At 71.6% G+C, this 24,923-nt stretch carries 23 protein-coding genes and 1 pseudogene; 15 read left to right on the top strand and 9 right to left on the bottom strand.

Annotated features, from left to right (window positions below; genetic code table 11):
• Positions 1-134: 134 nt before the first annotated feature.
• The gene (locus tag OG444_RS20910) at positions 135-1,325 is read right to left on the bottom strand and encodes a pyridoxal phosphate-dependent aminotransferase (RefSeq protein ID WP_442810582.1); all 1,191 of its coding nucleotides are present in this window, start codon (positions 1,323-1,325) and stop codon (positions 135-137) included.
• Positions 1,326-2,043: 718 nt separating this feature from the next.
• On the opposite strand from OG444_RS20910, the gene OG444_RS20915 reads away from it, so the two are divergent.
• From OG444_RS20915 to OG444_RS20970, 12 genes are all read left to right on the top strand, one after another.
• The gene (locus OG444_RS20915; protein WP_030383718.1) at positions 2,044-2,592 is read left to right on the top strand and encodes a DUF2617 family protein; all 549 of its coding nucleotides are present in this window, start codon (positions 2,044-2,046) and stop codon (positions 2,590-2,592) included.
• Positions 2,593-2,707: 115 nt separating this feature from the next.
• Positions 2,708-4,351, top strand: coding sequence for a polyamine aminopropyltransferase (locus OG444_RS20920; protein ID WP_327263612.1), 1,644 nt, complete (start codon positions 2,708-2,710; stop codon positions 4,349-4,351).
• 33 nt (positions 4,352-4,384) lie between these two features.
• Positions 4,385-5,218: a CoxG family protein gene (locus tag OG444_RS20925; protein ID WP_327263613.1), complete on the top strand. Its 834-nt coding sequence runs from the start codon at positions 4,385-4,387 to the stop codon at positions 5,216-5,218.
• Positions 5,219-5,250: 32 nt separating this feature from the next.
• Entirely contained in the window at positions 5,251-6,039 is a 789-nt protein-coding gene (locus tag OG444_RS20930; protein ID WP_327263614.1) for an aldose epimerase family protein, read from the top strand.
• 41 nt (positions 6,040-6,080) lie between these two features.
• Positions 6,081-6,644: an orotate phosphoribosyltransferase gene (gene pyrE / locus OG444_RS20935; protein WP_327263615.1), complete on the top strand. Its 564-nt coding sequence runs from the start codon at positions 6,081-6,083 to the stop codon at positions 6,642-6,644.
• Positions 6,645-6,986: 342 nt separating this feature from the next.
• Positions 6,987-8,009: a class II fructose-bisphosphate aldolase gene (gene fbaA / locus OG444_RS20940; RefSeq protein WP_030755743.1), complete on the top strand. Its 1,023-nt coding sequence runs from the start codon at positions 6,987-6,989 to the stop codon at positions 8,007-8,009.
• Between the two features lie 245 nt (positions 8,010-8,254).
• Positions 8,255-8,974, top strand: coding sequence for a ScbR family autoregulator-binding transcription factor (locus OG444_RS20945; RefSeq protein WP_327263616.1), 720 nt, complete (start codon positions 8,255-8,257; stop codon positions 8,972-8,974).
• 115 nt (positions 8,975-9,089) lie between these two features.
• Positions 9,090-9,503, top strand: a complete 414-nt coding sequence (locus tag OG444_RS20950) for a DUF3151 domain-containing protein (protein WP_327263617.1) — start codon at positions 9,090-9,092, stop codon at positions 9,501-9,503.
• Between the two features lie 165 nt (positions 9,504-9,668).
• On the top strand, positions 9,669-10,523 hold the full coding sequence (locus OG444_RS20955; protein WP_327263618.1) for a tryptophan 2,3-dioxygenase family protein: 855 nt from the start codon (positions 9,669-9,671) through the stop codon (positions 10,521-10,523).
• On the top strand, positions 10,516-11,739 hold the full coding sequence (gene kynU / locus OG444_RS20960) for a kynureninase (RefSeq protein WP_327263619.1): 1,224 nt from the start codon (positions 10,516-10,518) through the stop codon (positions 11,737-11,739). Before OG444_RS20955 ends, kynU begins: the two co-directional genes overlap by 8 nt.
• 171 nt (positions 11,740-11,910) lie before the next feature.
• Positions 11,911-12,789 (top strand): alpha/beta hydrolase family protein, encoded by an 879-nt coding sequence (locus OG444_RS20965; RefSeq protein WP_327263620.1) that lies wholly within the window; start codon positions 11,911-11,913, stop codon positions 12,787-12,789.
• 297 nt (positions 12,790-13,086) lie between these two features.
• Complete coding sequence (locus OG444_RS20970; RefSeq protein ID WP_327263621.1) at positions 13,087-14,757, top strand: hypothetical protein; 1,671 nt, start codon at positions 13,087-13,089, stop codon at positions 14,755-14,757.
• A gap of 114 nt (positions 14,758-14,871) precedes the next feature.
• Here OG444_RS20970 and OG444_RS20975 read toward each other — a convergent pair whose 3' ends face one another.
• The 4 genes from OG444_RS20975 to OG444_RS20990 all read right to left on the bottom strand — a co-directional run bounded on the left by OG444_RS20975 (position 14,872) and on the right by OG444_RS20990 (position 18,785).
• Entirely contained in the window at positions 14,872-15,855 is a 984-nt protein-coding gene (locus OG444_RS20975) for an MASE1 domain-containing protein (protein ID WP_327263622.1), read from the bottom strand.
• 57 nt (positions 15,856-15,912) lie between these two features.
• Positions 15,913-16,737 (bottom strand): PP2C family protein-serine/threonine phosphatase, encoded by an 825-nt coding sequence (locus OG444_RS20980; protein WP_327263623.1) that lies wholly within the window; start codon positions 16,735-16,737, stop codon positions 15,913-15,915.
• 123 nt (positions 16,738-16,860) lie between these two features.
• Positions 16,861-17,349, bottom strand: a complete 489-nt coding sequence (locus OG444_RS20985) for a carboxymuconolactone decarboxylase family protein (protein ID WP_327263624.1) — start codon at positions 17,347-17,349, stop codon at positions 16,861-16,863.
• A 152-nt stretch (positions 17,350-17,501) separates the two neighbouring features.
• Positions 17,502-18,785 carry an adenylosuccinate synthase gene (locus tag OG444_RS20990; RefSeq protein WP_327263625.1) on the bottom strand — a complete coding sequence of 428 codons (1,284 nt, stop codon included), beginning with the start codon at positions 18,783-18,785 and terminating at the stop codon, positions 17,502-17,504.
• 184 nt (positions 18,786-18,969) lie between these two features.
• On the opposite strand from OG444_RS20990, the gene OG444_RS20995 reads away from it, so the two are divergent.
• Positions 18,970-19,803 (top strand): diacylglycerol kinase, encoded by an 834-nt coding sequence (locus tag OG444_RS20995; RefSeq protein WP_327263626.1) that lies wholly within the window; start codon positions 18,970-18,972, stop codon positions 19,801-19,803.
• On the top strand, positions 19,800-20,330 hold the full coding sequence (locus OG444_RS21000; protein WP_327263627.1) for a hypothetical protein: 531 nt from the start codon (positions 19,800-19,802) through the stop codon (positions 20,328-20,330). The genes OG444_RS20995 and OG444_RS21000 overlap by 4 nt, the downstream gene beginning before the upstream one ends.
• A 133-nt stretch (positions 20,331-20,463) precedes the next feature.
• On the opposite strand, the gene OG444_RS21005 is transcribed toward OG444_RS21000, so the two are convergent.
• The 4 genes from OG444_RS21005 to OG444_RS21020 all read right to left on the bottom strand — a co-directional run bounded on the left by OG444_RS21005 (position 20,464) and on the right by OG444_RS21020 (position 24,655).
• A complete protein-coding gene (locus OG444_RS21005; RefSeq protein ID WP_327263628.1) occupies positions 20,464-22,869 on the bottom strand; it encodes an excinuclease ABC subunit UvrA in 2,406 nt (801 codons plus the stop codon).
• A 54-nt stretch (positions 22,870-22,923) separates the two neighbouring features.
• On the bottom strand, positions 22,924-23,340 hold the full coding sequence (locus tag OG444_RS21010) for a VOC family protein (protein ID WP_327263629.1): 417 nt from the start codon (positions 23,338-23,340) through the stop codon (positions 22,924-22,926).
• 10 nt (positions 23,341-23,350) lie between these two features.
• Positions 23,351-23,770, bottom strand: coding sequence for a helix-turn-helix transcriptional regulator (locus OG444_RS21015; protein WP_327263630.1), 420 nt, complete (start codon positions 23,768-23,770; stop codon positions 23,351-23,353).
• Between the two features lie 414 nt (positions 23,771-24,184).
• The gene (locus OG444_RS21020; protein ID WP_327263631.1) at positions 24,185-24,655 is read right to left on the bottom strand and encodes a hypothetical protein; all 471 of its coding nucleotides are present in this window, start codon (positions 24,653-24,655) and stop codon (positions 24,185-24,187) included.
• Positions 24,656-24,763: 108 nt separating this feature from the next.
• Between OG444_RS21020 and OG444_RS21025 the strand changes: the two are divergent.
• A pseudogene (locus tag OG444_RS21025) lies at positions 24,764-24,910 on the top strand (IS982 family transposase); the annotation flags it as partial.
• Between the last annotated feature and the right edge of the window lie 13 nt (positions 24,911-24,923).

Below are 24,923 nucleotides of genomic sequence, written 5' to 3' on the forward strand. Positions count from 1 at the left end.
AGGGCTTCGGGCACGTGCACGACGCACAGCCTCACACCGGCCTCACAACCCCGCAAGGACGCACGGTGACGGGTGGTGGAACGCCCGGGTCCGAAGAAAGCCCCGGGGCCGGAGGAGGGCCTGATCGCAGCCCCCTACAGTCGGCGCAGCCGTTCGGCGGCCTCCCGCAGGACGTCCTCGCGCTTGCAGAAGGCCCAGCGGACCTGGGTGGCGCCGGCCGACTTGTCGTCGTAGAAGACCTGGTTCGGGATGGCGACGACGCCGCAGCGCTCGGGGAGGGCGCGGCAGAAGGCGAGGCCGTCCTTCTCGCCGAGGGGGGTGATGTCCGTGGTGATGAAGTAGGTGCCCTGCGGGCGGAAGACCTCGAAGCCGGCCGCCGTGAGGCCGTCGGCGAGGATGTCGCGCTTGGCCGCCAGGTCGGCGCGGAAGGTCTCGTAGTACGTGTCGGGCAGGGCGAGGGCCTCGGCGATCGCGTACTGGAACGGGCCCGAGGCGACGTAGGTGAGGAACTGCTTCGCCGAGCGGACCGCCGCGACCAGTTCCGGGGACGCGGTGACCCAGCCGACCTTCCAGCCCGTGAACGAGAAGGTCTTGCTGGCCGACGAGATGGTGACGGTGCGCTCGCGCATGCCCGGCAGGCCCGCCAGGGGGGTGTGGACGCCCTCGAAGACCAGGTGCTCGTACACCTCGTCCGTGACGACCAGCAGGTCGCGCTCGACCGCCAGCTCGGCGATCGCGGTGAGTTCGGCCGGGGTCAGGACGGTGCCCGTCGGGTTGTGCGGGGTGTTCAGGAGCAGCAGGCGGGTGCGCGGGGTGACGGCCGCGCGCAGTTCGTCCAGGTCCAGGGCGAAGGCTCCGTCGTGCGGGCGCAGGGTGACGGGGACGCGCACCGCGCCGGCCATGGCGATGCAGGCCGCGTACGAGTCGTAGTACGGCTCCAGGGCGATGACCTCGTCGCCGGGTTCCAGGAGGGCGAGGAGGGAGGCGGCGATGGCCTCCGTTGCGCCCGCCGTGACGAGGACCTCGGTGTCGGGGTCGTGGGCGATGCCGTAGAAGCGCTGCTGGTGCGCGGCGATCGCGGTGCGCAGCTCCGGGACGCCGGGACCCGGCGGGTACTGGTTGCCGAGCCCCGTGAGGACCGCGCGGGATGCCGCCTCGGCGATCTGCGCCGGGCCGTCGGTGTCGGGGAAACCCTGGCCGAGGTTGATCGAGCCGGTGCGGCCGGCCAGCGCCGACATCTCCGCGAAGATCGTCGTGCCGAAGGCCGCCAGGCGGCGGTTCAGGAAGGGGCGGTCGCTGCTCACGGATGCGCTCATGGGCGTCATCCTGCGGGCAACCTCTGGACTTCCTCAAGTGTGCTTTGGGTCGCGCGGGCGGTGGGAATCCCCCCTTCACGCAGGACGCGGGGATCCTGCTCCCCCGGGAAGACCGGGGTGTGAGAGAGGTGGCGGACATGGGGTTCGTCTTCGTTGTGATGCTTCTCGTCGTCGCGGCCTGCGTCCTGGCCAAGGTGGTCCGGTCGTCCGCAGGGCGGGGCTCGTCCCGTCGCCGGGGCCGCCGCAGCGGCAGCTGGTGGGTGGACGGCGGCTCCTCGTCCGGCTCGGGCTGCGGTTCCTCCTCCTCGTCGTGCGGGGGATCGTCCTCCTCGTGCGGTGGCGGCGGCGGATGTGGCGGTTCCAGCTGACATATGACAGGCGCAGAGCCGGTGGCCGACGGCTGACACGGGGCAGCCGGCACCGCGTTGACGAGGGCGTTCGACGGTCCGACGACCTTCGGGCGCCCTCTTGTTCGCCGATGCATGACGACGCGCGGGACGCAACCTGTTGAACACGTGAACTGCGGAGCCCCCGGGGGGATGTAAACCCCGTCAAGTTGGGTAAAAACGCTGTGAGTGCCGTGCCTTTCATGATTCCCTCGGTTGAGTAGACCAGTCCTCGGACCTCCCTGGACTTCCTGTGGACCCGTGCCGGTGTCCCCCCACCCGTGCTTGCTACCGCTGGCGGGCCCCGGCCCATCTCCCTCGCGCGTTTGCGGAGCCGACTCATGCTCACGACCCTCCAGACCTCATACACCGACACGCGTGCCGCCGATCTCGCCTGGGCCCTGGGTCGGGACCGGTTGCCCGCCCTGGCCGTACTGAACCTCGAACTTTCGGGTGCGAAAGTGGAGTTGCGCCTGCTCGGGGCCTCCCACCAGGTGCTCCTGGAGGAGGGGGAGGTGCTCTGCTCGGAGACGGTCGCCTGTATGCCCGGCAGCAGTACGCCGCTGCCGCTCGGCGTGGCCAAGCGCGTGGGCGACTGGGAGTACGAGTTCGCCGCGAGGGTCGAGACCCTGTCCCGCGGGTCCTTCGCCGGGCGGGCCCAGGAGCTGCTCGCACTGGTGGCGGACCACCCGAACGGGCTAGCGGGGACCTTTCCGGGAAGTCCGCACGCCTTCACCGCCATGCTCGCGCAGCGCTTCGAGGGCCAGGTGCGCTGGCGGACCTGGCACGCGTACCCGCAGGAGGGCCAGCTGGTGGCCACCCGGACGCGGGTGGGCGTGCGGATGGGGGCCCCCGCGACGGCGGCCCTGGAATCGCCCGCGCTGCTGTAGCGGGCGTCGGGGCGCGATTATCCCGCCACGGTTACGCCAACTGGCCGGATCAGTAAGCCACTTGCACCCATGTGGGTGACCGGATGCAGGTGGGCGGTGACGTACGGTTCGCTTCATGATCGACCGTTCCGTCCCGCGCCGGGTACTCCCGGCTCCGGAGCCGCGGGGCGCCGCGACCGTCCCGGCCGCCCTGCCCGTAAGGCCCCGGACCGGCCGACTCCTCGTCCTGGCCACCGTATTCATCTGCGCCGCCTGCGGGCTCGTGTACGAGCTGGAGCTGCTCGCCCTCGGCACGTACCTCATCGGCGACTCCGTGACCCAGGCGTCGGTCGTGCTGTCCGTCATGGTCTTCGCCATGGGGGTCGGCTCCCTGCTCGCCAAGCGCTTCCGCCACCGGCCCGCCTTCGGCTTCGGCGCCATCGAGGCCGGGCTCGCGCTCCTCGGCGGGCTCTCGGCCATAGCGCTGTACGCGAGCTTCGCCTGGCTGGGGGAGTCCCGGCCCGCGCTCGTCGCCTTCTCCTTCGCCATCGGGGTGCTCATCGGCGCCGAGATCCCGCTGCTGATGGTCCTCATCCAGCGCATCCGCAGACAGGACGCGGGCGGGGCCGTCGCCGACCTGTTCGCCGCCGACTACGTGGGCGCCCTGGTCGGCGGCCTCGCCTTTCCCTTCCTGCTGCTCCCCGTGCTCGGCCAGCTCACCGGCGCCATGGTCACCGGAACCGTCAATGTGATCGTCGGCGGCGGGCTGGTCCTGTGGCTGTTCCGGCGGGACCTCAGCAGGCGCTGCCGCTGGCTGCTGATCGCCGCGAACGTGACCGTCCTGGCGGTGCTGGCCTCGGCGACCGTCCTCGCCGACGACTTCGAGCGGATCGCCCGGCGCGCCGTCTACGGCGGGGAGGTCCGGGTCGCCGTCCAGACCGGGGTGCAGGAGCTGGTCCTCACCGGCCCGCCGACCGGCTCCCCGCGCTCCCTCGACCTCTACCTGGACGGGCGGCTGAGGGTCAGCGGCTACGACGAGTACCGCTACCACGAGGCCCTGGTCCACCCCGCCATGACCGGCCCGCACGCCCGCGTCCTGGTCCTCGGCGGCGGCGACGGGCTCGCCGCCCGCGAGGTGCTCCGCTACCGGGACGTCGCCTCCGTGACCGTCGTCGAGCTCGACCCCGGAGTGGTCCGCCTCGCCCGCACCGACCCGATGCTCTCCGCGCTCAACGCCCGCGTGTACGAGGACCCGCGGCTGGCCGTCGTCACGCAGGACGCCTTCCGCTGGCTGCGGGGGCCGGCCGCCGGCGACCGCTTCGACGTGATCGTCTCCGACCTCCCCGACCCGGGCATCACCCCCAGCACGAAGCTGTACTCGCAGGAGTTCTACGGGCTGGCCGCGCGGGCCCTGCGCCCCGGGGGCCGGATCGCCGTGCACGCCGGACCGCTGGCCACGCGCCCGCGTTCGTACTGGACCGTCGACTCCACCCTCCGCGCGGCCGGCCTGCGCACCGCCCCCTACAGCGCGGGCGGCCGCCTCACGGGTTTCGCCGCCGGACCCGACCGCACCCCCCTCGGCGAGAGCGACGCACCACCGCAGGACTGGGGCTTCGTCCTGGCCGCCCGGGACCAGGACCCCCCGCTGCGCGTGGACCGCGACACGCCCGCGCTGCGTTCCCTGTCGACCCGCTCCCTGCAGGACGCCGCGCGCGACGCGGAACGCACCCGGGTGACCGGACTTCCGCCGTCGACCCTGCCGCACCCGCGGTATTCGTGACCCGGTGCGGCTCTCGTCGGTAGGCTCGACCGCATGGAGCATCAGGTGTTCGTCCCGGTACCGGCAGATGATCTCCGCGCCGTGCTGCGCGACCCCGCCCGCGTGGCCCGGTGCGTCCCGGGACTCCAGCAGGACGCCGACACCGAAACCGGGCCCCTCGCGGGCCGGCTCAAGGTCCGGGTCGGCGGGAGCACCGTGACCTACCGGGGGGCCCTGACGGTCACCGAGCGGACCCCCGGGCACTTCACCTTCGACGGCGAGGGCACGGAGGTGCGCGGCAGCGGGACCGTGAAGTTCGCCCTCGACCTGCGGCTGACGACGGTCCCGGAGGGAACCCGGCTGGACTTCACCGCCGGGGCCACCGCCGACGGGCGCGCCGCGGCCTTCCCGCCCGAGGCCGCGGCCACCGCCGTGCAGCGGCTGCTGGACCGGGCGGCCGGACAGCTGGTCCTCGGGTCCGCGCCCGACGCCGTGAGCGACCCGGTGGCCGAGGCCGAGGAAGCGGAGGGCGGCGACGGCGAGGACGGAGAGGGCCCCGGATACGTCGAGGACGATGTCACCGAGGTCACCGCCCCCCTGTTCGAGACCGAAGCGCCGCCGCCGTCCGCGGACCCCTTCCTCGCCGGCCGGTTCGAGGGCACCGACGGCGCCCCGCGCCCCCCGGCCGAGGCCGCCCACGCCCGGCGCACCATGATCGGCCGCAGCGCGGAGGAGGTGGACCACGCGCCGCCGCGCGGCCGGTACGCCCCGGTCCCCGCGCCCGCCTCCGCCACCGCCGGCGACAGCCTGCGCTGGATCGCCCCCGCCGCCGCGATCGCGCTGGCCTCGGCGGTCGTGATCGGCAGGGCCCTGCGCCGCCGTCGCTGACCTGCGGCCCGGCCCGCATTAGGGTCGACCGCATGAGTACGCAACTGAGCGCCGGCGGCGCCGAGGTGACGGTCGACCAGGAGAACGGCTGCCGGATCAGCAGCCTGCGCATCGACGGGACGGAACTGCTGCGCCAGGGGCCGAGGTTCGGGGCCTTTCCGATGGTCCCGTGGTGCGGCCGGATCGAGAACGGGCAGTTCCGCGACGGCGCGACCGTGCATCAGATGCCGCTCAACCACCCGCCGCACGCGCTCCACGGCTTCGGCCGCGACTCGCCGTGGCGCCCGGCCGGCGCCACCGCCACCGAGGCCGCCTTCACCTACGACCTCGCCGACCCGTGGCCGTACCCCGGCCGGGTGACCCAGGTCGTCACGCTCGCCCCGGACTCGCTGAGCCTCACCATGGGCGTCGAGACGTACGGCGACTCCTTCCCGGCGCAGGTCGGCTGGCACCCCTGGTTCCTGCGCAACCTCGGGGCCGGCGGCCCGGACGTGGAGGTCGCCTTCGAGCCCGACTGGCAGGAGGAGCGCGGCGCCGACCACTTGCCCACCGGCAACCGCATCGACCCGAAGCCCGGCCCCTGGGACGACTGCTTCGGCATGCCGCACGGCGTCGACGTCACCCTCACGTGGCCCGGCGCCCTCGAAGTGCGGGTCACCAGCCGGGCCGAATGGGTCGTCGTCTACGACGAGGAGTCCGAGGCCGTCTGCGTGGAGCCGCAGTCGGGCCCGCCGAACGGGCTGAACACCCTCCCGCGCCTGGTCACCCCGGTGGATCCGCTGGAGGTCTCCACGACCTGGACATGGCGTCGGCTCGGCTAGGCCGCCCAGGCGGTCCCGTCGGCCCCTTTAAGCTCAGAGGCATGAGTGACGTCAACGAAGCAACGCCGTCAGGCACCCGCGATGCCCTTCTGCAGCAGATCAAGGACAAGGCCGTCGTGCACGGCAAGGTGATCCTCTCCTCGGGGCGCGAGGCCGACTACTACATCGACCTCCGCCGGGTCACCCTCGACGGCGCGGCGGCCCCGCTGGTCGGCCAGGTCATGCTGGACCTCACCGCCGACCTCGAGTTCGACTGCGTCGGCGGCCTGACCCTGGGCGCCGACCCGGTCGCGACCTCGATGCTGCACGCCTCCGCCGCGCGCGGTCAGCGTCTGGACGCCTTCGTCGTCCGCAAGGCGCAGAAGGCCCACGGCATGCAGCGCCGTATCGAGGGCACCGATGTGAAGGGCAAGCGCTGCCTGGTGGTCGAGGACACCTCGACCACCGGCGGATCCCCGCTGACCGCCGTCGAGGCGGTCCGTGAGGCCGGTGGCGAGGTCGTCGCCGTCGCCACGATCGTCGACCGCGGTGCGGCCGAGGCGATCGCCGAGGCCGGTCTCCCGTACCTCACCGGCTACCTCCTCGGGGACCTCGGCCTGTCCTAGGCCCTGTCGCCGCCCGGTCCTGGCACGGTCCCGGCCCGCCGCGGCCCCGCCCCGGTGGCGCCGCGGGCCCGATCCGGTGCGGCCGCGGCCCGTATCCGGCCCGGTCCGGCCATCGCGAGAACGGGTGACCCAGGTTCCCGACATCCGCCCGGACCGGTCTGACCTGCTGAAACCCGCGAGCCCGGGGTGTTTCACGTGAAACATCCCGGGCCGTTCGCCCACCACGTGAGACCGGCAGGCTGGACCCTCGCGCTGAGTCTGGAAAGATAGGCGCGACGATGACGTCGCCCCCAGGTCAGGGCCCGCAATAAGCACACTCCCGCACATCCAAGGAGCCGGCAGATGCCCATCGCAACCCCCGAGGTCTACAACGAGATGCTCGACCGGGCGAAGGCAGGCAAGTTCGCCTACCCGGCCATCAACGTGACCTCCTCCCAGACCCTGCACGCTGCCCTGCGCGGCTTCGCGGAGGCCGAGAGCGACGGCATCATCCAGATCTCCACCGGTGGTGCGGAGTTCCTGGGTGGCCAGCACAACAAGGACATGGTCACCGGCGCGGTCGCCCTGGCCGAGTTCGCGCACATCGTGGCCGCCAAGTACGACATCACGGTCGCCCTGCACACGGACCACTGCCCCAAGGACAAGCTGGACGGCTACGTACGTCCGCTGCTCGACATCTCCGCCGAGCGCGTGGCCCGCGGCCTGAACCCGCTCTTCCAGTCGCACATGTGGGACGGTTCCGCCGAGACCCTGGCCGACAACCTGGCCATCGGCCAGGAGCTGCTCGCCAAGGCCGTCGCCGCCAAGATCATCCTTGAGGTCGAGATCACCCCGACCGGCGGCGAGGAGGACGGCGTCACCCACGAGATCAACGACGAGCTGTACACCACCGTCGACGACGCGATCCGTACCGCCGAGGCCCTCGGCCTGGGCGAGAAGGGCCGCTACCTGCTGGCCGCCTCCTTCGGCAACGTCCACGGCGTCTACAAGCCGGGCAACGTCGTCCTGCGCCCCGAGCTCCTCAAGGACCTCCAGGCCGGTGTCGCCGAGAAGTACGGCAAGGCCTCGCCGTTCGACTTCGTCTTCCACGGCGGCTCGGGCTCCACGGCCGAGGAGATCGCCACCGCGCTGGAGAACGGCGTCGTGAAGATGAACCTCGACACCGACACCCAGTACGCCTTCACCCGGCCGGTCGTGGACCACATGTTCAGCAACTACGCCGGTGTCCTGAAGGTGGACGGCGAGGTCGGTACGAAGTCCAAGTACGACCCCCGCACCTGGGGCAAGGCCGCCGAGGCGGGCATGGCCGCGCGCGTCGCCGAGGCGTGCGCGAACCTGCGCTCCACCGGCACCAAGCTGAAGTAGCAGTCCGCAGCGAGCCGCACCTTTGGGCCCGGCCCCCGTCACGCGACGGAGGCCGGGCCCTTCGGCGTTCGCCCGCCCGCAGGGGCGAAAGCGACAGCGGCGGCGGCCCGTGGCGGTGCCCGGCGGCGGTGGACGGTGGCGGTGGACGGTGGCTTCACGATGGTGTGAACTGCTGCCCCCGGCGGTACGTGTTGGGGGCATGTACCGCGGATCGATCCGGGGCGTGGCGAGTGGGGCAGGTGCATATGAGGGCCGAACGACCGCAGGTGATGCAGGACCGCGCGGTGCGCACCCGCCGGGCGATCCTGGAAGCCGCCGCCGTGGTGTTCGAGGACCGGGGCTACGGTGCGGCCAGGCTGACGGAGATCGTCAAGCTCGCCAACGTCACCAAGGGCGCGCTCTACTTCCACTTCGACTCGAAGGAGGACCTGGCACAGGCCGTGATCGACGCCCAGGTCAGCGTGCACACGCCGGTCACTGCGCAGGAGTTCAAGGCGCAGGAGTTCATCGACGTCGGCATGGTCTTCTCGCACCGGCTGCGGCACGACGTCCTGATGCGCGGCAGCGCCCGGCTCACCCTGGAGCAGAACGGCCGGGAACTCGACCGGGCGGCGCCGTACCGGAGGTGGATCGACCTGCACACCGCCTTGATGCGCGAGGCGAAGGAGCGCGGCGAACTGCTCCCGGACGTGGACCCGGCGGGGCCCGCGCGACTGGTGGTCGGGGCCTTCGCCGGGCTGAACGTGATGGCGCAGACCCTCGGGCTCGAACTGGACCGGGAGGTGGCGGCGCTCTACGCGAACGTGATGCCCAGCGTGGTGGTGCCGGCCGTGGCGGACCGGCTCGACACCGCGCCCGGCCGCGGGGCCAGGGTGCTGCACGGTCCGAACGAGGACCGCCGGTGCGACTGTTCGAGCGTCCCGGTCCCCGCCCCGGCGCCCGCGGAGCCGGCCGGGGCCGGCTGACCGGCGCGTCACCGGCTGCGGCCGGTTCCCCCGGGAGGAGGTGGCGGGCGCCCGCGTACGGCGGTGCGGCACACCACCGCTCGGCCCGGCGCCGGCGGCCCGGCAGACTGGGGGCATGTCCATTCACCAGAACCTGCTCGGGGGCCCCGCCCCCACCCACCTGCCCGACGAGCCGGGCCGCGAGGCCATCGCCGCCGGCACCCCCGCCGTGGAGGTGGCGGCCGCGCACCCCACGTCCTCCCTCGCCTGGGCGGTCCTCGCCGACGAGGCCTTCGCCGCCGGCAGCACGGTCGAGTCGTACGCCTATGCCCGTACGGGCTACCACCGCGGCCTCGACGCCCTGCGTCGCGCCGGGTGGAAGGGCCACGGCCCGGTGCCGTGGGAGCACGAGCCGAACCGCGGCTTCCTGCGTGCCCTGCACGCTCTGGCCCGCGCGGCCGGGGCGATCGACGAGAAGGAGGAGTACGAGCGCTGCTCGACCTTCCTGCGCGACTCGTCCCCGACGGCCGCGGACACGCTGAGCGCCTGATCCCGTACGGCGGGGAGTGACACGCACCGAATTGTGTGGCCTGTGTCACTCTCCGCTGGAGCGCCGGCGCGCCGGTGTCCTATGCTGCGGGCAGGGGACCGGGGCTCCACTCACCTCACGGAAGGGGCGGACCGCTACCCGGAAGCACGTGTCGAGGAGACAGCGATGTCGAAAACCCTTGATGCCTCCGGAGTCGGCGGGTCGGAAACCCCGAACCTCGACTTCGACGGCACTACCCCGTACGAGGACTACGTCCAGGCGGACGTCCTCACCCACCTCCAGCACCTCCGTTCGGACGACCCGGGCGAGATGGTCTTCCTGGTGACGACCCAGGTCATGGAGCTGTGGTTCACGGTCATCGTCCACGAGTGGGAAACCGCCGCGAAGGCCCTGCGCGAGGACCGCATCCCGGTCGCGATGGACGCGCTGAAACGTTCCCTCCGCGAGCTGGAGGCCCTCAACGCCTCCTGGCGCCCGCTCGCCCAGCTCACCCCGGGACAGTTCAACGCCTACCGCGCCGCGCTCGGCGAAGGTTCCGGTTTCCAGTCGGCGATGTACCGCCGGATGGAGTTCCTGCTCGGCGAGAAGTCCGCCTCCATGCTGGTCCCGCACCGGGGCGCCCCGCGCGTCCACGCGGAGCTGGAGAAGGCCCTGCACGAGCCCAGCCTCTACGACGAGGTGCTGCGCCTGCTCGCCCGCCGCGGGCTCCCGGTCCCGGACGCCGTCCTGAACCGCGACCTGTCGCTGCGCTACGAGCCCTCGGCCGAGGTCGAGGCCGTCTGGACGGGCCTGTACGCCGCCCCGGACGAGGTCGCCACCGTGGACCTGCACCGCCTCGGCGAGGTCCTCACCGACGTCGCCGAGCTCGTCTGGCGCTGGCGCAACGACCACCTGGTCGCCACCCGCCGCGCCATGGGCGCGAAGACGGGCACCGGTGGCTCGGCCGGCGTGACCTGGCTGGAGAAGCGCGCGACGAAGAACGTCTTCCCGGAGCTCTGGACGGCCCGCAGCCATGTCTGACGACTCCAAGGGCATACCGGCGGACATCGAGGCGGACCTCCGCGACCGTGCGGCCGGGCTGGACGCCGCCGACGGGCTCGCGAAGCTCCGCGAGCGCTTCACCCTCCCCGAGGGGGTCGTCTACCTGGACGGCAACTCCCTCGGCGCGCTCCCGGCCGGTGTCGCGGACACGACCGCCGACGTCGTCGCCCGGCAGTGGGGCGAGCTCCTCATCCGGTCCTGGGACGAGAGCGGCTGGTGGACCGCGCCCGAGCGGATCGGCGACAAGCTCGCCCCCCTCATCGGCGCGGCCCCCGGCCAGGTGGTCGTCGGTGACTCCACCAGCGTCAATCTCTTCAAGGCCCTGGTCGGCGCCGCCCGCCTCGCGGCCCCCGGCCGGACCAGGATGCTGGTCGACGCCGCGACCTTCCCGACCGACGGCTACATCGCGCAGTCGGCGGCCCGGATGACGGGCCTGACCGTCGTCCCGGTGGACCCCTCGCAGGCCGCCGCGGCGATCGATGCGGACACCGCCGTGGTGCTCCTCAACCACGTCGACTACCGCAGCGGACGGCTCCACGACCTGCCCGCCCTCACCGCGGCGGCCCGCGCCGCCGGGGCGATCACGGTCTGGGACCTGTGCCACTCCGCCGGGGCCCTCCCGGTCGGCCTGGACGAGCACGCCGTCGACCTCGCGGTCGGCTGCACGTACAAGTACCTCAACGGCGGCCCCGGCGCGCCCGCGTACCTGTACATCGCGGCCCGCCACCAGGCCGGCTTCGACTCCCCGCTCCCCGGCTGGAACGGTCACGCGGACCCCTTCGCCATGACCCCGGCCTTCGAGGCGGCCGAGGGCGCGACCCGCGGCCGCGTCGGCACGCCGGACATCCTGTCCATGCTGGCCCTGGAGTCGGCGCTCGACGCATGGGACGGGGTGTCGGTCGAGGACGTACGGGCCAAGTCGCTCGCCCTGACCGACTTCTTCCTCGAATGCGTGGCGGCGTACGTCCCGCAGGGCCGGGTCGAGTCGGTCACCCCGGACGAGCACGACCGCCGCGGCAGCCAGATCTCGCTGCGGACCGAGAACGCCCGTGAGGTCATGGGGGAGCTCATCTCCCGGGGCGTCATCGGCGACTTCCGGGCCCCCGATGTCCTGCGCTTCGGCTTCACTCCGCTCTACGTCGGTTTCGCCGACGCCGAGCGTGCCGCACGGACACTGGGTCACATTTTCGGGTGACGTCCCAGCGAAACGTCACATCACCGGGCGGGCGGGGCTAAGGCTCCGTCCGCCCGGTCGTATTCCGGGCCCCGCACGGAAACTCCTGTTCCAGACTGATACGGTCCCGCTCTGCCGGAAGACCGGAACATCTGTCCCCGCTGTCCCACGCGTTACCGAGAGGTTGAGCCGATGACGGACCCCGCCGCAGTGGAACGGGACGCAGCGGAGGCCGCCTCGGCCTTCGCCCACCCGGCCGTGGCGCCGGACGCGACCGCCGCGTACGGGGAACACCCCGACCACGTCGTCGACTTCTACGCCCCGCGCGGCGAAACCCGTGACCAGGCCCCGCTCGTGGTGCTGCTGCACGGCGGTGCGTGGCGGGCCCCGTACGACCGCCTGCACGTCACGCCCTTCGCGGACTTCCTGGCCCGGCGGGGTTTCGCCGTCGCCAACGTCGAGTACCGGCGCGGCAGTTCCCTGCCGCACCAGAACGCCGAGGGGCCGGTCGCCGGGCGCTGGCCGGAGACCTTCGACGACGTGGCCGCCGCGATGGACGCCCTGCCGGGGCTGGCCGCGACGGCGCTCCCGCAGGCCGATGTCCGCCGCACGGTGGTGACCGGTCACTCGGCCGGCGGTCACCTCGCGCTGTGGGCCGCGGCCCGGCACGTGCTCCCGGCCGGCTCCCCGTGGCGGCTGCCGTTCCCGCCCATGCTGCGCGGCGTGGTGGCGCTGGCCCCCATCGCGGACTTCGCGGTGGCGGAGGAGCTGGGCGTGTGCGGCGGCGCGAGCGCGCAGCTGCTGGGCGGGGCGGACCACTGGGACGAGCGGCTGCCGTACGCCGATCCGGCGGCCCTGCTGCCGACGGGGATCGCCACGGCGGTGGTCCAGGGCCGGGACGACATCGTGGTCCCGCAGCAAGTGGCCGAGGCGTACGTGGCGGCGGCCGCGAAGGCGGGGGAGACGGTCGGGCTGACCCTGCTCGACGCGGTCGGTCACTTCCCGCTGATCGATCCGGCGGCGGACGCGTGCGCGGTGGTCGCCGAGGAGATCTCGCAGCTGGCCTGGTAGGCCCCCGGCTCGAAAACGCGGTCCGACCTGGCCGAATCTCTGTGCACGCTGATCACGTTCTGCTCTGAGCGTGTTCAGAGAACAGAAAAGTCCAGCCCAACCTTCCCGCCCGGTCGGGTGATCACGCCGCCCCCTCCTGTGTCTCCCGTCACAGCGCCGGCCGGAAGGGGCATTGGGTGCACTGCGGACGTAAACCCGCCAACTCCACTTGGTCGCACGGATATTCGTCGAACGTTCGACGATGATCTGTGTAGTCTGGAACCTCAATCCTGAGCACGTTCAAAAATGGGGGGGCCGGTGCGCAGTCGCCGTCTCGTAATTTCCGTTGCCGTCATCGCGGCCACGATCGGTCTCGGACCGGGCATGGCCCAGGCGGCCGAGCCCGTCGCGCCGCCCGCGTCGGCGTCCAGCTTCGACCTCGGCAAGGCCGCGGCGCCGAACTTCAAGACCTTCAAGAGCCCGGCCGAGAAGTCGGTCCGCAAGACGCTGCCGGCAGCCAAGGGGAAGGCTGCCGCCGCTGCGGGCAACCCGGACCTGAACATGGTCCTGACGGCCACCAGCACCACCGCCCACGGGGTGAAGCTGGTGACCGACCTGATCAGCGAGACTGCTTCGCTGACCGTCACGGTGGAGTGGGGCGACGGGAAGAAGGACGTCGTCGCCGCTTCCGGCGCCGGCGAGCTGGCGCACTCGCACGCCTACGCCGAGCTCGGCGAGTACAACATCAAGGTCACCGTGACCGACGCCGTCAACGGGGTCGAGGTCGTCAACGAGCTGCCGTACGGCACCGCGGGTTCGGAGTTCACCCCGGTCGCCCCCACTCGCCTCCTGGACACCCGGACCGGGCTCGGGGGCCCCCAGGGCGCGGTGCAGCCGTCCGGTACCGCGCGGGTGAAGGTCGGCGGCAACGCCGGCATCCCGGCGGGGGTCACCGCGGTCGTTCTCAACGTGACCGCCACCGACACCCTCGCGTCCGGGTTCGTCACCGCCTTCCCGGAGGACGGGGTGCGTCCGAAGACGTCCAACGTCAACTGGGACTACGGTCAGACCGTCCCGAACCAGGTCATCGTGCCGGTCGGCAAGAACGGCTATGTCGACCTGTACAACGGCAGCTGGGGCGGATCGGCCCACCTGATCGCCGACGTCACCGGCTACTTCACCGCGAAGTCGGCCAGCGGCTACACCCCGATGACCCCGGTCCGATTCGTGGACACCCGCGAGGGCCTCGGTACGTCCAGGGGGCAGCTGGGTGGCCAGAACACCTTCAGCACCCAGATCAGCGGCCTGCGCGGCGTGCCCCAGGGCATCACCGCCGTCGCGCTGAACGTCACCGTCACCAACCCGGGCAAGTACGGTCACCTGACCGTCTTCCCGAGCGGCCAGGCGGCCCCGGACACCTCCAGCCTGAACTTCGGTGCCGGTCAGACCATCGCCAACTCGGTGATCGTGCCCGTCGGCAAGGACGGGAAGATCAGCTTCCGCAACGGTGCCTACGCCGGTACCGACGTCGTCGTCGACGTGGTCGGCTACTACAGCCTCGACAGCAAGGGCTCGTTCGTCCCGATCGCTCCCGTCCGCCGACTGGACACCCGGGAGCCCAAGGACCCGTACTACGGCGCCATCCCCGGCGGGTTCTTCCTGCCCGTGACGTTCACCCCCGACGCCGTGGACGACGGCGTCTCGGGCTACGTGCTGAACGCCACGGTCACCAACACCGCCAACAACGGCTTCCTCTCGGTCGCCCCGGACCCGAACTCGCTCGAGGCGTACCGCAACGGCACGGCCGTGCCGCCGGAGGCTCCCGGCTCCTCCACCCTCAACTGGCTCGGCCGCGGCCGCACCGTCGCGAACCTGGTCCAGGCGAGCGCGGGCGAGAACGGCATCTCCGACTTCTTCAACCAGAGCTGGGAGGAGTGGGCGACCACCGACCTGGTCGTCGACGTCTTCGGCTACTACGAGACCAACTAGTCCACGCAAAGGGCGCCCCGGGATCCGCTCCCGGGGCGCCCTTTGCGTGTCCGTGCGTGTCCCCCGTGTACGTCCCTGGGTGTCCGCCACGACCTGGGTTCCGCCACGACCTGGCTAGGGGTCCGGCTCGGTCCAGCGGTCCGGCTTCTTCCCCGGTGCCAGGTGTTCCACCAGCTCGGCCAGGTCCTCGCAGACCTGCTCGATCTTCAGGCGGATGTTGTTCTGCTCGGTGACGAGAGCCGACAGCAGCAGCCCGGTCAGGGCCGCCGCGCCGTTGAGGCCCTGGAGGTTGATCATGGTCTCCAGCAGGCTGCGGTCGGCGAACGGCCCCACGTGCTCGATCGCCGCCGAGATCGACAGGACCGACACCAGCAGGGTGCACGGAGCGCTCCCCGCGAGCTGGAAGCGTACGGCCGCCCAGATGATCAGCGGGAAGACGAGGAAGAGCAGCGAGAGCTCGGTGCGGGTGGCCACGAGGGTGACGACGACGGCGCAGACGGCCAGGGCCGTCACCTCCAGCGCACGGTAGCCGTCGCCGCGCCGGCGGGCCGGCAGGACCCTGCGCAGCACGAGCAGCAGCGGGGTCACCACGATCACGCCCATCGCGTCCCCGGCCCACCAGGCCGACCAGACGGGCCAGAACTGTGCGACCGGCAGGTCCCCGGAGAGCACCAGCGTCCAGGTCCCGATCGTCGCGCTGATCGTCATCGGCAGCAGACCGCCCAGGAAGACGAGCGACAGGGCGTCCCGCAGCCGGTCCAGCTCGGTACGGAAACCCGCCCGGCGCAGCATCAGGTACGCGCACACCATCGCGAGGGTGTTCCCCGCCACGATGACCAGGCCCGGCAGGTCGAAACCGTTGATCCCCTCGATGGACAGGTACGTACCGATGGCGATCCCCGGCCACACCCGCAGGCCCAGCCAGAGCAGGGAGGCCAGCGCGATGCCGGTCGGCAGCCACAGGGGCGTGACCTCGGCGCCGTCGACGACCACGCGCTGGAGGAGGCCGATCCGTCCGCCCAGGTAGTAGGCGAGCGCGACGGCGAGGATCTGTAGCAGAACTTCGGTCGGACGTCGCCATCCCTCGGTGCGCACCACAGCATCAGACAACAGCCCGGCCGTCCCCACGGGCCGTGACACGCGCGAGCGGGCGGTCTAGGGGGCGTCGGCCGCGTCGTGGCTGAGGACGAGCACCGCGGCGTCATCGGAGTGGCCGGTGGAGTCGGCCACCTTCATCACCTCGGCGGCCAGCTCGCCCGGATCGGTGCCCGCCGCCTCCCGGACGACCTTGGACACCCGCTCCAGTCCCACCTCGATCGGGAACTGCGGCCCCTCGACCACGCCGTCCGTGAGCAGGACGATCGATCCCGCCTTCGTCAGCCGGCGCCGGGTCACCGCGTACCCCGCCCCCGGCATCAGGTTCAGCGGCAGGCCGCCGTCGTCGTCGGCTATCCCGTACGCGCCGTCGACGGTGGCCCAGACCGCCGGAACGTGGCCGGCCCGGGCGGTTTCCAGCTCCCGGGTCTCGGGATCGAAGCGGAGCAGGCTGCAGGTCGCGAAGAGCTCGCGGTCCATGGAGAGCAGCACCTCGTTGGCCCGGCTCAGCACCTCGCCCGGATCGACGACGACGGCCGCCACGGCGCGCAGGCAGATCCGCACCTGCCCCATGAAGGCGGCCGCCTCCACGTCGTGCCCCTGGACGTCACCGATGCAGAAGGCCAGCGCCCCCTCGGGCAGCCGGAAGCCGTCGTACCAGTCGCCGCCGATGTCCAGGCCGTGCCGGGCGGGCGAGTAGCGGGCGGCGGTCCGCAGGCCCGGCAGCGCGGGCAGGGAGGCGGGCAGCATCTCGCTCTGCAGCGCCTCGGCCAGGTCCACCCGGGCCTGTTGCAGCTCCACCCCGCGGCGCGCCTGGTCGGCGAGCCGTCCGAGCGTGCTGAGCAGGTCGGCGCTGGCCGCCCGCGGGGCACGGCGAGGACTCACGGAACACTCCGAGGTGCATCCATCCGTCCCTGCTTCCGCTGCGTGCACAGCCCGTGCACATCATATTTCCGCCCGCCCGGAACCCGCCCGCCGAGACGGTGGCCGCCCGTGAGGGCCGGGCGCTCAGCCCCACTGCTCGTCGGCCAGGGAGGTCACCGGCTGCGGCTTGCCGATGACCGCCAGGGCGATGAAGAAGCTGATCTGCCCGATCGCGACGGTGAGGGTGGCGAGGGCCTTGTCGTCGTAGTGCGCGGCGACCTCGGCGTACAGCTCGTCGCCGACCCGCTCCCTGCCGGTCGGGGCGGGCTGGAGGGTGGCCTCCACCAGGGCGAGCGCGGCGCGCTCGGCGCCGGTGAAGAAGGGGGCGTCCTGCCAGGAGGAGACGGCCGTGATGCGCTCCTCGGACTCCCCGGCCTTGCGGAGGAACCCGGTGTTCAGGACGGTCAGGTAGGTGTTGCCGACGATCTGCCCGGCCCTCAGGTGGACCAGGCTCATCGTGGTCCGCGGCACCGAGCGGTTGCCGGTGGCCCGGAAGAGGGCGGCGCTGATGTCGTTCACTTCGGGGACGAGCACGGCCGGGTCGGGCATCCGCGAGATGGAGGTGTTCGTCATGGCTGCTGCTCTCCTTCAGTAGGTGTCTGCACAGCACTGACGGAGGGGCGCGCACGAATGTGACAGGGCGGGGAAGTCTTTTCTGCGCCCGACGCCGAAGGGGCGGCCGGCGCATCTGCGCCCGCCGCCCCTTCGGACGTATGACCCGTGGCCTAGAGGAACGAGTTGATCTCGATCGTCTCGGTACGGCCGGGGCCCACGCCGATCGCGGAGATCGGGGCGCCCGACATCTCCTCCAGGGCCTTGACGTACGCCTGGGCGTTCGCCGGAAGGTCCTCGAAGGTCTTGGCCTTGGTGATGTCCTCGGACCAGCCGGGGAGGTATTCGTAGATCGGCTTCGCGTGGTGGAAGTCGGTCTGCGAGTACGGCAGCTCCTCGACGCGCTTGCCGTCGATCTCGTACGCGACGCAGACCGGGATCTGCTCCCAACCGGTCAGTACGTCCAGCTTGGTGAGGAAGAAGTCGGTGAGACCGTTCACGCGGGTGGCGTAACGTGCGATCGGCGCGTCGAACCAACCGCAGCGGCGGTCACGTCCGGTGGTGACACCGCGCTCGCCGCCGATGCGGCGCAGGTCCTCGCCGTCCTTGTCGAACAGCTCGGTCGGGAACGGGCCCGCGCCGACTCGGGTCGTGTAGGCCTTGAGGATGCCGATGACACGGCTGATCTTCGTCGGGCCCACGCCGGTGCCGGTGCAGGCGCCGCCGGCGGTCGGGTTGGACGAGGTGACGAAGGGATAGGTGCCGTGGTCGACGTCGAGCAGGGTGCCCTGGCCGCCCTCGAACAGCACGACCTTGTCCTCGTCCAGCGCGTTGTTGAGGATCAGGGTGGTGTCGGCGACGTACGGCTTGATCTGCTCCGCGTACTGGAGCATCTCCTCGACGATCTGGGCGGCGTCGATCGCGCGGCGGTTGTACAGCTTCGCGAGGAGCTGGTTCTTGCCCTCCAGCGCCGCCTCGACCTTCTGGACGAGGATCGACTCGTCGTACAGGTCCTGGACGCGGATGCCGACGCGGTTGATCTTGTCCGCGTACGTCGGGCCGATGCCGCGACCGGTCGTACCGATCTTGCGCTTGCCCAGGAAACGCTCGCCGACCTTGTCGAGGGTGACGTTGTACGGCGTGATCAGGTGCGCGTTGCCGCTGATGAGCAGCTTGGAGGTGTCGATGCCGCGCTCGTTCAGACCGCGCAGCTCGGAGAGCAGGACGGCCGGGTCCACGACGACACCGTTACCGATGACCGGGGTGCATCCGGGGGAGAGGATGCCGGAAGGGAGAAGGTGGAGCGCGTACTTCTGGTCGCCGACGACGACCGTGTGGCCGGCATTGTTGCCGCCCTGGTAGCGCACCACATAGTCAACGGATCCACCGAGCAGGTCGGTGGCCTTTCCCTTGCCCTCGTCACCCCACTGAGCTCCGAGCAGCACAAGAGCGGGCACAGGCGTACACCTCTTCCGGATGGGGCATGTCCAAGGTCAGGGGGCGTACGACGATGTACACCGCAGGCTGAGCCGTCGGACCGGTACCCCGGAATAGACGAAGGCCCTGGCGCAATAGCGCAAGGGCCTCTTGCACAAAGATGCTACCCGAGGAAGGACCGAGGTGTCGGCTCCAGAGCCCACCATGAGCCAAGCGGGCGCGCCGGTAGGCGGCCTGCTCGTGCTCGTCGACCCGGTCGCCCGCCGTCTTGACGGCGAGTCCGTGCGGATCGCGAAGGATGTTTTGTCAGCGGGCGCGGCAGCGAAAATCTGCCTCCCGGATTCGCAGGAGGAATTTGCGCGGGCTCTTGCCCGCCGGGGTCATCGGCGGCTGGTGATCGTCGGTGATGACCGCGCCCTGGTGCGCACCGTGGGCCTGCTGCACCGGGAGCGGGGGCTGGGGGAGGGACCCCTGGCGCTCGTTCCGGTCGGCCCCGTGGGCTCGCTGGGCCTGGCGCGGTCCCTCGGCGTGCCGCTTTCGGCCGTCTCCGCGGCCCGGGCGGTGCTCGACGGGTCGGTCCGGAGCTGCGACCTGCTGGTCGACGACAGCGACGGGGTGGTGCTGGGTGCACTGCGGATCCCGCCGGTGCACGGCGTCCAGCGGCCCGCCGGGCCGTCGGTGTGGAGCGCGTACCGCTCGCTGGTACGGACGCTGGTCCGGCCGGTGGCGGCGGCCGGCGGCGTCGCCACCGGCCGGCACCGGCTGCGCGTCGAGGCCGACGGGGTGCTGCTGGCGGATGTGGACCGGCCCGTGGAGGACGTGTCCGTTCGCACCAGGGACGACGGCGGCGCGGCGGAGGTCGTGGTCCGGACGGGCGGCGGCGGCTCCGCCGAGTCGACCGTCACGGCCCGGGCGAAGACGGTCACGGTGTCGGGCGCGGACTTCCGCTACCGCGCCGACGCGGCGATGACCGGCCCGGTCCGCCGTCGTACGTGGACCCTGCGCCCCGGAGCATGGACGCTCACCGTGCCCCGGTGACCACACCGGGTGCACGGGAGGCGGCAGCGATGCGGGACGCGCTGGAGGACTGGCGGCGCGACGCACTGCTGCTGTGCCTGCTGCCGGTGTTCTGCTGGCCGGCCGTGGCCGGGGCGCTGCTCGGTGCGCCGCCGCTGCGGGTGGCCGTGCCGGCTGCGCTGCTGGGCCCGGTGCTCCTCGGGGTGCGGGAGCTGTACGCCGTCCGGCGGGTCCGGCGCGTGCTGCGCGACCCCGGGGCGGCCTGGACCGCGTACGAGGCCGTGGTGGTCCGCAGCCGGTGGCGCCCGCCGGTGCTGGTGCTGGCCGACGGGCGGCACGTCCTGACCCTGGGCCCGCTGGGCCGACGGGTGCTGCCGCCGCGGCCGTGGCCCCGTGCGGTCCCCGCCGGGGCGGCCCAGGTGGTGCGGATTGCGGGAGACCCGGCCGCGGGCGGGGCCCTGTGGGCCCCGCACTCCGGCGGGCTGGGCCACGCCCGGCCCGCGCCCCGCAGCCGTACTCGAAGGCCGCCGGCGGCAGCTCCTGGCTGAGCTGTCCGGGGGACTCCCCGGCGTCCGGCGCGAACGCCGCCGGATCTGCCGACCACGCCGGGCAGCCGCCGGACCCCTGGCACCGCGGCGGCAGGGGTCCGGGGCGGGGGCCGCAGGGGCCGGGCGGGGCGGCTCAGGCGCCGACGTACGCCGCGAGGTGCTCGCCGGTGAGGGTGGAGCGGTCCGCCACGAGGTCGGCGGGGGTGCCCTCGAAGACGACCAGACCGCCGTCGTGACCGGCGCCGGGACCGAGGTCGATGATCCAGTCGGCGTGCGCCATGACCGCCTGGTGGTGCTCGATGACGATGACCGACTTCCCGGACTCGACCAGCCGGTCGAGCAGGCCGAGCAGCTGCTCCACGTCGGCGAGGTGCAGGCCGGTGGTCGGTTCGTCGAGCACGTACACGCCGCCCTTTTCCGCCATGTGGGTGGCCAGCTTGAGCCGCTGGCGCTCGCCGCCGGACAGCGTGGTGAGCGGCTGGCCGAGGCTGAGGTAGCCGAGCCCGACGTCCGCGAGCCGGGTGAGGATGCGGTGCGCGGCGGGCGTGTGCGCCTCACCGTCGCCGAAGAACTCCTCGGCCTCGGTCACCGACATCGCGAGCACCTCGCTGATGTCGCGGCCGCCGAGGTGGTACTCCAGCACGGACGCCTCGAACCGCTTGCCCTCGCACTCCTCGCAGGTGGTCGTGACCCCGGCCATCATCGCCAGGTCGGTGTAGATGACGCCGGCGCCGTTGCAATTGGGGCAGGCGCCCTCGGAGTTGGCGCTGAACAGCGCCGGCTTCACCCCGTTGGCCTTGGCGAACGCCTTGCGGATCGGGTCGAGCAGCCCGGTGTAGGTCGCCGGGTTGCTCCGGCGCGAGCCGCGGATCGCGGCCTGGTCGATCGAGACCACGTCGGTGTCGGGGGAGAGCGACTTGTGCAGCAGCGAGCTCTTGCCCGAACCGGCCACGCCGGTGACGACCGTGAGCACCCCGAGCGGGATGTCGACGTCGACGTCGCGCAGGTTGTTGGCCGTTGCCCCGCGGATCTCCAGCGCACCGGTGGGCTTGCGGACCGACGGCTTGAGCTTGGCCCGGTCGTCGAGGTGGCGGCCGGTGATGGTGCCGCCGGAGCGCAGTCCCTCGACGGTGCCCTCGTAGCAGACGGTGCCGCCCGCAGTGCCCGCGCCGGGGCCGATGTCGACGACGTGGTCGGCGATTGCGATGGTCTCCGGCTTGTGCTCGACGACGAGGACGGTGTTGCCCTTGTCGCGCAGCCGCAGCAGGAGGTCGTTCATGCGCTGGATGTCGTGCGGGTGCAGGCCGATGGTGGGCTCGTCGAAGACGTAGGTGACGTCGGTGAGCGAGGAGCCGAGGTGGCGGATCATCTTGACGCGCTGCGCCTCGCCGCCCGACAGCGTGCCGGACGCCCGGTCGAGCGAGAGGTAGCCGAGGCCGATCTCCACGAACGAGTCGAGGGTGAGCTGCAGCGCGGTCAGCAGTGGGGCGACCGAGGGCTCGGCGAGGCCGCGGACCCACTCGGCCAGGTCGCTGATCTGCATCGAGCAGGCGTCGGCGATGCTGATCTTCTTGATCTTCGAGGACCGGGCGCCCTCGCTGAGCCGGCTGCCCTCGCAGTCGGGACACGTCGCGAAGGTGACCGCGCGCTCCACGAAGGCCCGGATGTGGGGCTGCATCGCTTCCTTGTCCTTGGACAGGAAGGACTTCTGGATCTTGGGGATGAGGCCCTCGTAGGTGAGGTTGACGCCCTCGACCTTGACCTTGGTGGGCTCCCGGTAGAGGAAGTCCTGCATCTCCTTCTTGGTGAACTTCGCGATCGGCTTGTTCGGGTCGAGGAAGCCCGACTCGGCGTAGACCCGTACGGTCCAGAAGCTGTCGGACTTCCAGCCGGGAATGGTGAAGGCGCCCTCGGCGAGCGACTTGGAGTCGTCGTAGAGCTGGGCGAGGTCGATGTCGGAGACCGCGCCCCGGCCCTCGCAGCGCACGCACATGCCGCCGGTGCGGGAGAAGGTCGCCTTCACCGTCTTGGTCTTCTCGGCGCCGCGCTCGACCGTGATCCCGCCGCTGGCGCGGACGGAGGCGACGTTGAAGGAGTAGGCGCTGGGCGGGCCGATGTGCGGCTTGCCGAGCCGGCTGAAGAGGATGCGGAGCATCGCGTTGGCGTCGGTGGCGGTGCCGACCGTGGAGCGGGGGTCGCCGCCCATCCGCTGCTGGTCGACGGTGATCGCCGTGGTCAGGCCGTCGAGTACGTCGACCTCGGGGCGGGCCAGCGTCGGCATGAAGCCCTGCAGGAAGGTGCTGTAGGTCTCGTTGATCATCCGCTGGGACTCGGCGGCGATCGTGTCGAACACCAGCGAGCTCTTGCCCGAACCGGAGACTCCGGTGAACACCGTCAGCCGGCGCTTGGGGATCTCGATGCTGACGTCCTTGAGGTTGTTCACGCGTGCACCGTGCACGCGGATCAGACCGTGGCTGTCGGCAGCGTGCGGCGCCTGCGGCTCGGGCGACCGGGGGTCCGGCTTGGGGGCCCTGCTCATCGTGTCTCCATCTCTCGGGCGGGCCGCCTGCGCGGACTCCTGGGCAGTCGGTCCTTAGGGCTTGCGGGGCTGGTTGAAGCGGAGCATGTTGCCGGCCGGGTCGCGGAAGGCGCAGTCGCGGACGCCGTACGGCTGGTCGACCGGCTCCTGCAGCACCTCCCCGCCGGCGGCCCGGATGCGTTCGAAGGTGGCGTCGACATCGTCGGTGGAGAAGATCACGCCGCGCAGCATGCCCTTGGCCAGCAGCTCCGCCACCGCCTGCCGGTCGGCCGGCGAGGCGTTGGGGTCGGCGAGCGGCGGTTCGAGGACGATCTCCACGTCCGGCTGCGCGGGGGAGCCGACGGTCACCCAGCGCATCCCCTCGAACCCGACGTCGTTGCGGACTTCCAGGCCGAGGACATCGCGGTAGAAGGTGAGCGCCTTGTCGTGGTCGTCGACTGCGATGAAGCACTGCGAGAGGTTGATGTTCATGCCGTCGACGCTACGAGGAGGGGGTGGATTTCGCTTCTCCGATCCTGACCGGTCGCGTGTAGATCTTGGCGACGCACGCCGGGATGTCGGCGCCGTCGTCGTGGCTGCGGGCCCGATAGGCGCTGGGGGTCTCGCCGACGAGCTCGGTGAAGCGCGAGCTGAAGGACCCCAGTGAGGTACATCCGACGGCGAAGCAGACCTCCGTCACGCTCAGGTCGCCGCGTCGCAGGAGCGCCTTCGCGCGTTCGACTCGGCGGGTCATGAGGTAGCTGTACGGGGTTTCCCCGAACGCGGAGCGGAAACTGCGGGAGAAGTGTCCGGCCGACATGAGGGCGACGTTCGCGAGTGCCTGCACGTCCAGCGGTTCGGCGTACTCGCGGTCCATCATGTCCCGGGCGCGGCGCAGCCGTACCAGGTCCTCCAGGTTCATGCGTTCCAGCATGGCACGGAGGGGGTGTCACGTCTGCGGGTATCGGTGCTTCCGGATTCGATCAGCCGGCCCGCCGCTCGCCCTGACCGCCCTCGCCGTGGCCCTGACGGCAGCGGGCCCGGCGGCCCGGCGCCGCCGCGACATGATCGCTTAGGGCCGACGGCGATGACGGGTGGCGGCCGGGCCCCTGGACGAGTCATTCCGAAGTGATCGTGATCAGCTTGTCGATGGGCCAAGGGGCCATTCGAGGGCCTGCTGCTGGCCCGTGGACATGCACGCCCCCTGCGCCAAGGCGGGCCTTGCGTCCCTCGAGGAGCCGGCGAAGTAGATGATGCTCGCCGCACAAGGGAGGCCGGAGCTGGTGCTGCTTGCCCCGGGCCGCTCACGGCAGCTGCCGAATCCCTCCCCGGGGTTTCAACTGAGCTGGTCGCGCACGAGATCAAGGAATGCCTGTCGGCTCGGACGGATGTGCGCCCAGACCTTCTCGTCCTGTGGCTCTCCCGGGTCTTCGGGGCCCTTCCTGATCACCTCCTGTACTGCCCACGCGAGGCTACGTGCCGCTTCGCTGACCTCAGACGTGCACAGCACGTGGATCGTCTTCTGCATCACCCACACCCTGTCAAGGACCTGCCTTGCCTGGGCCTGCCACTGCTCGTCAGCCAGGTTGTGGTGATGCCGGTCCACCGCGACTCGTTCAGCTTCCTGCACCGCAGACAGAAATTCGATGAGGTGAGTGAGACGCTCGTTGCGGCGCGCCTCGGCAAGTTCACGAACACTGCGGCGCGCCTCGCCGCGTTCCAAGGCGCGTCCTGCCGAGCGCTGGGCCAGCACCGACATGAACCCGCCGAGCAGGACGCCGATGAGCGGCGCAAGCGTTGTCCACACAATGTCCGATTATGACACCGATGGCATGAGCATGGCGCAGGGTTCGGCAATCTCGGGCCGGACCGGGACACGCAGACGGCCAGGTCGTCGCAGCCTTCGACGACGGCGCTCGACCTGGAACAACACGGCGGCCGGACCTTTGAGGGCGTCGCCGTCCGCGTCGCCCAACGCGTCCTCGCGCCGGCCGCAGCAATCTGGCACAACCACAAGACCGGACAGCCAATCACACGCTCCCTGATCGCCTACGACCACTGATCACTTCGGAATG

It is taken from the genome of Streptomyces sp. NBC_01232, assembly GCF_035989885.1.
Lineage (GTDB): Bacteria > Actinomycetota > Actinomycetes > Streptomycetales > Streptomycetaceae > Streptomyces.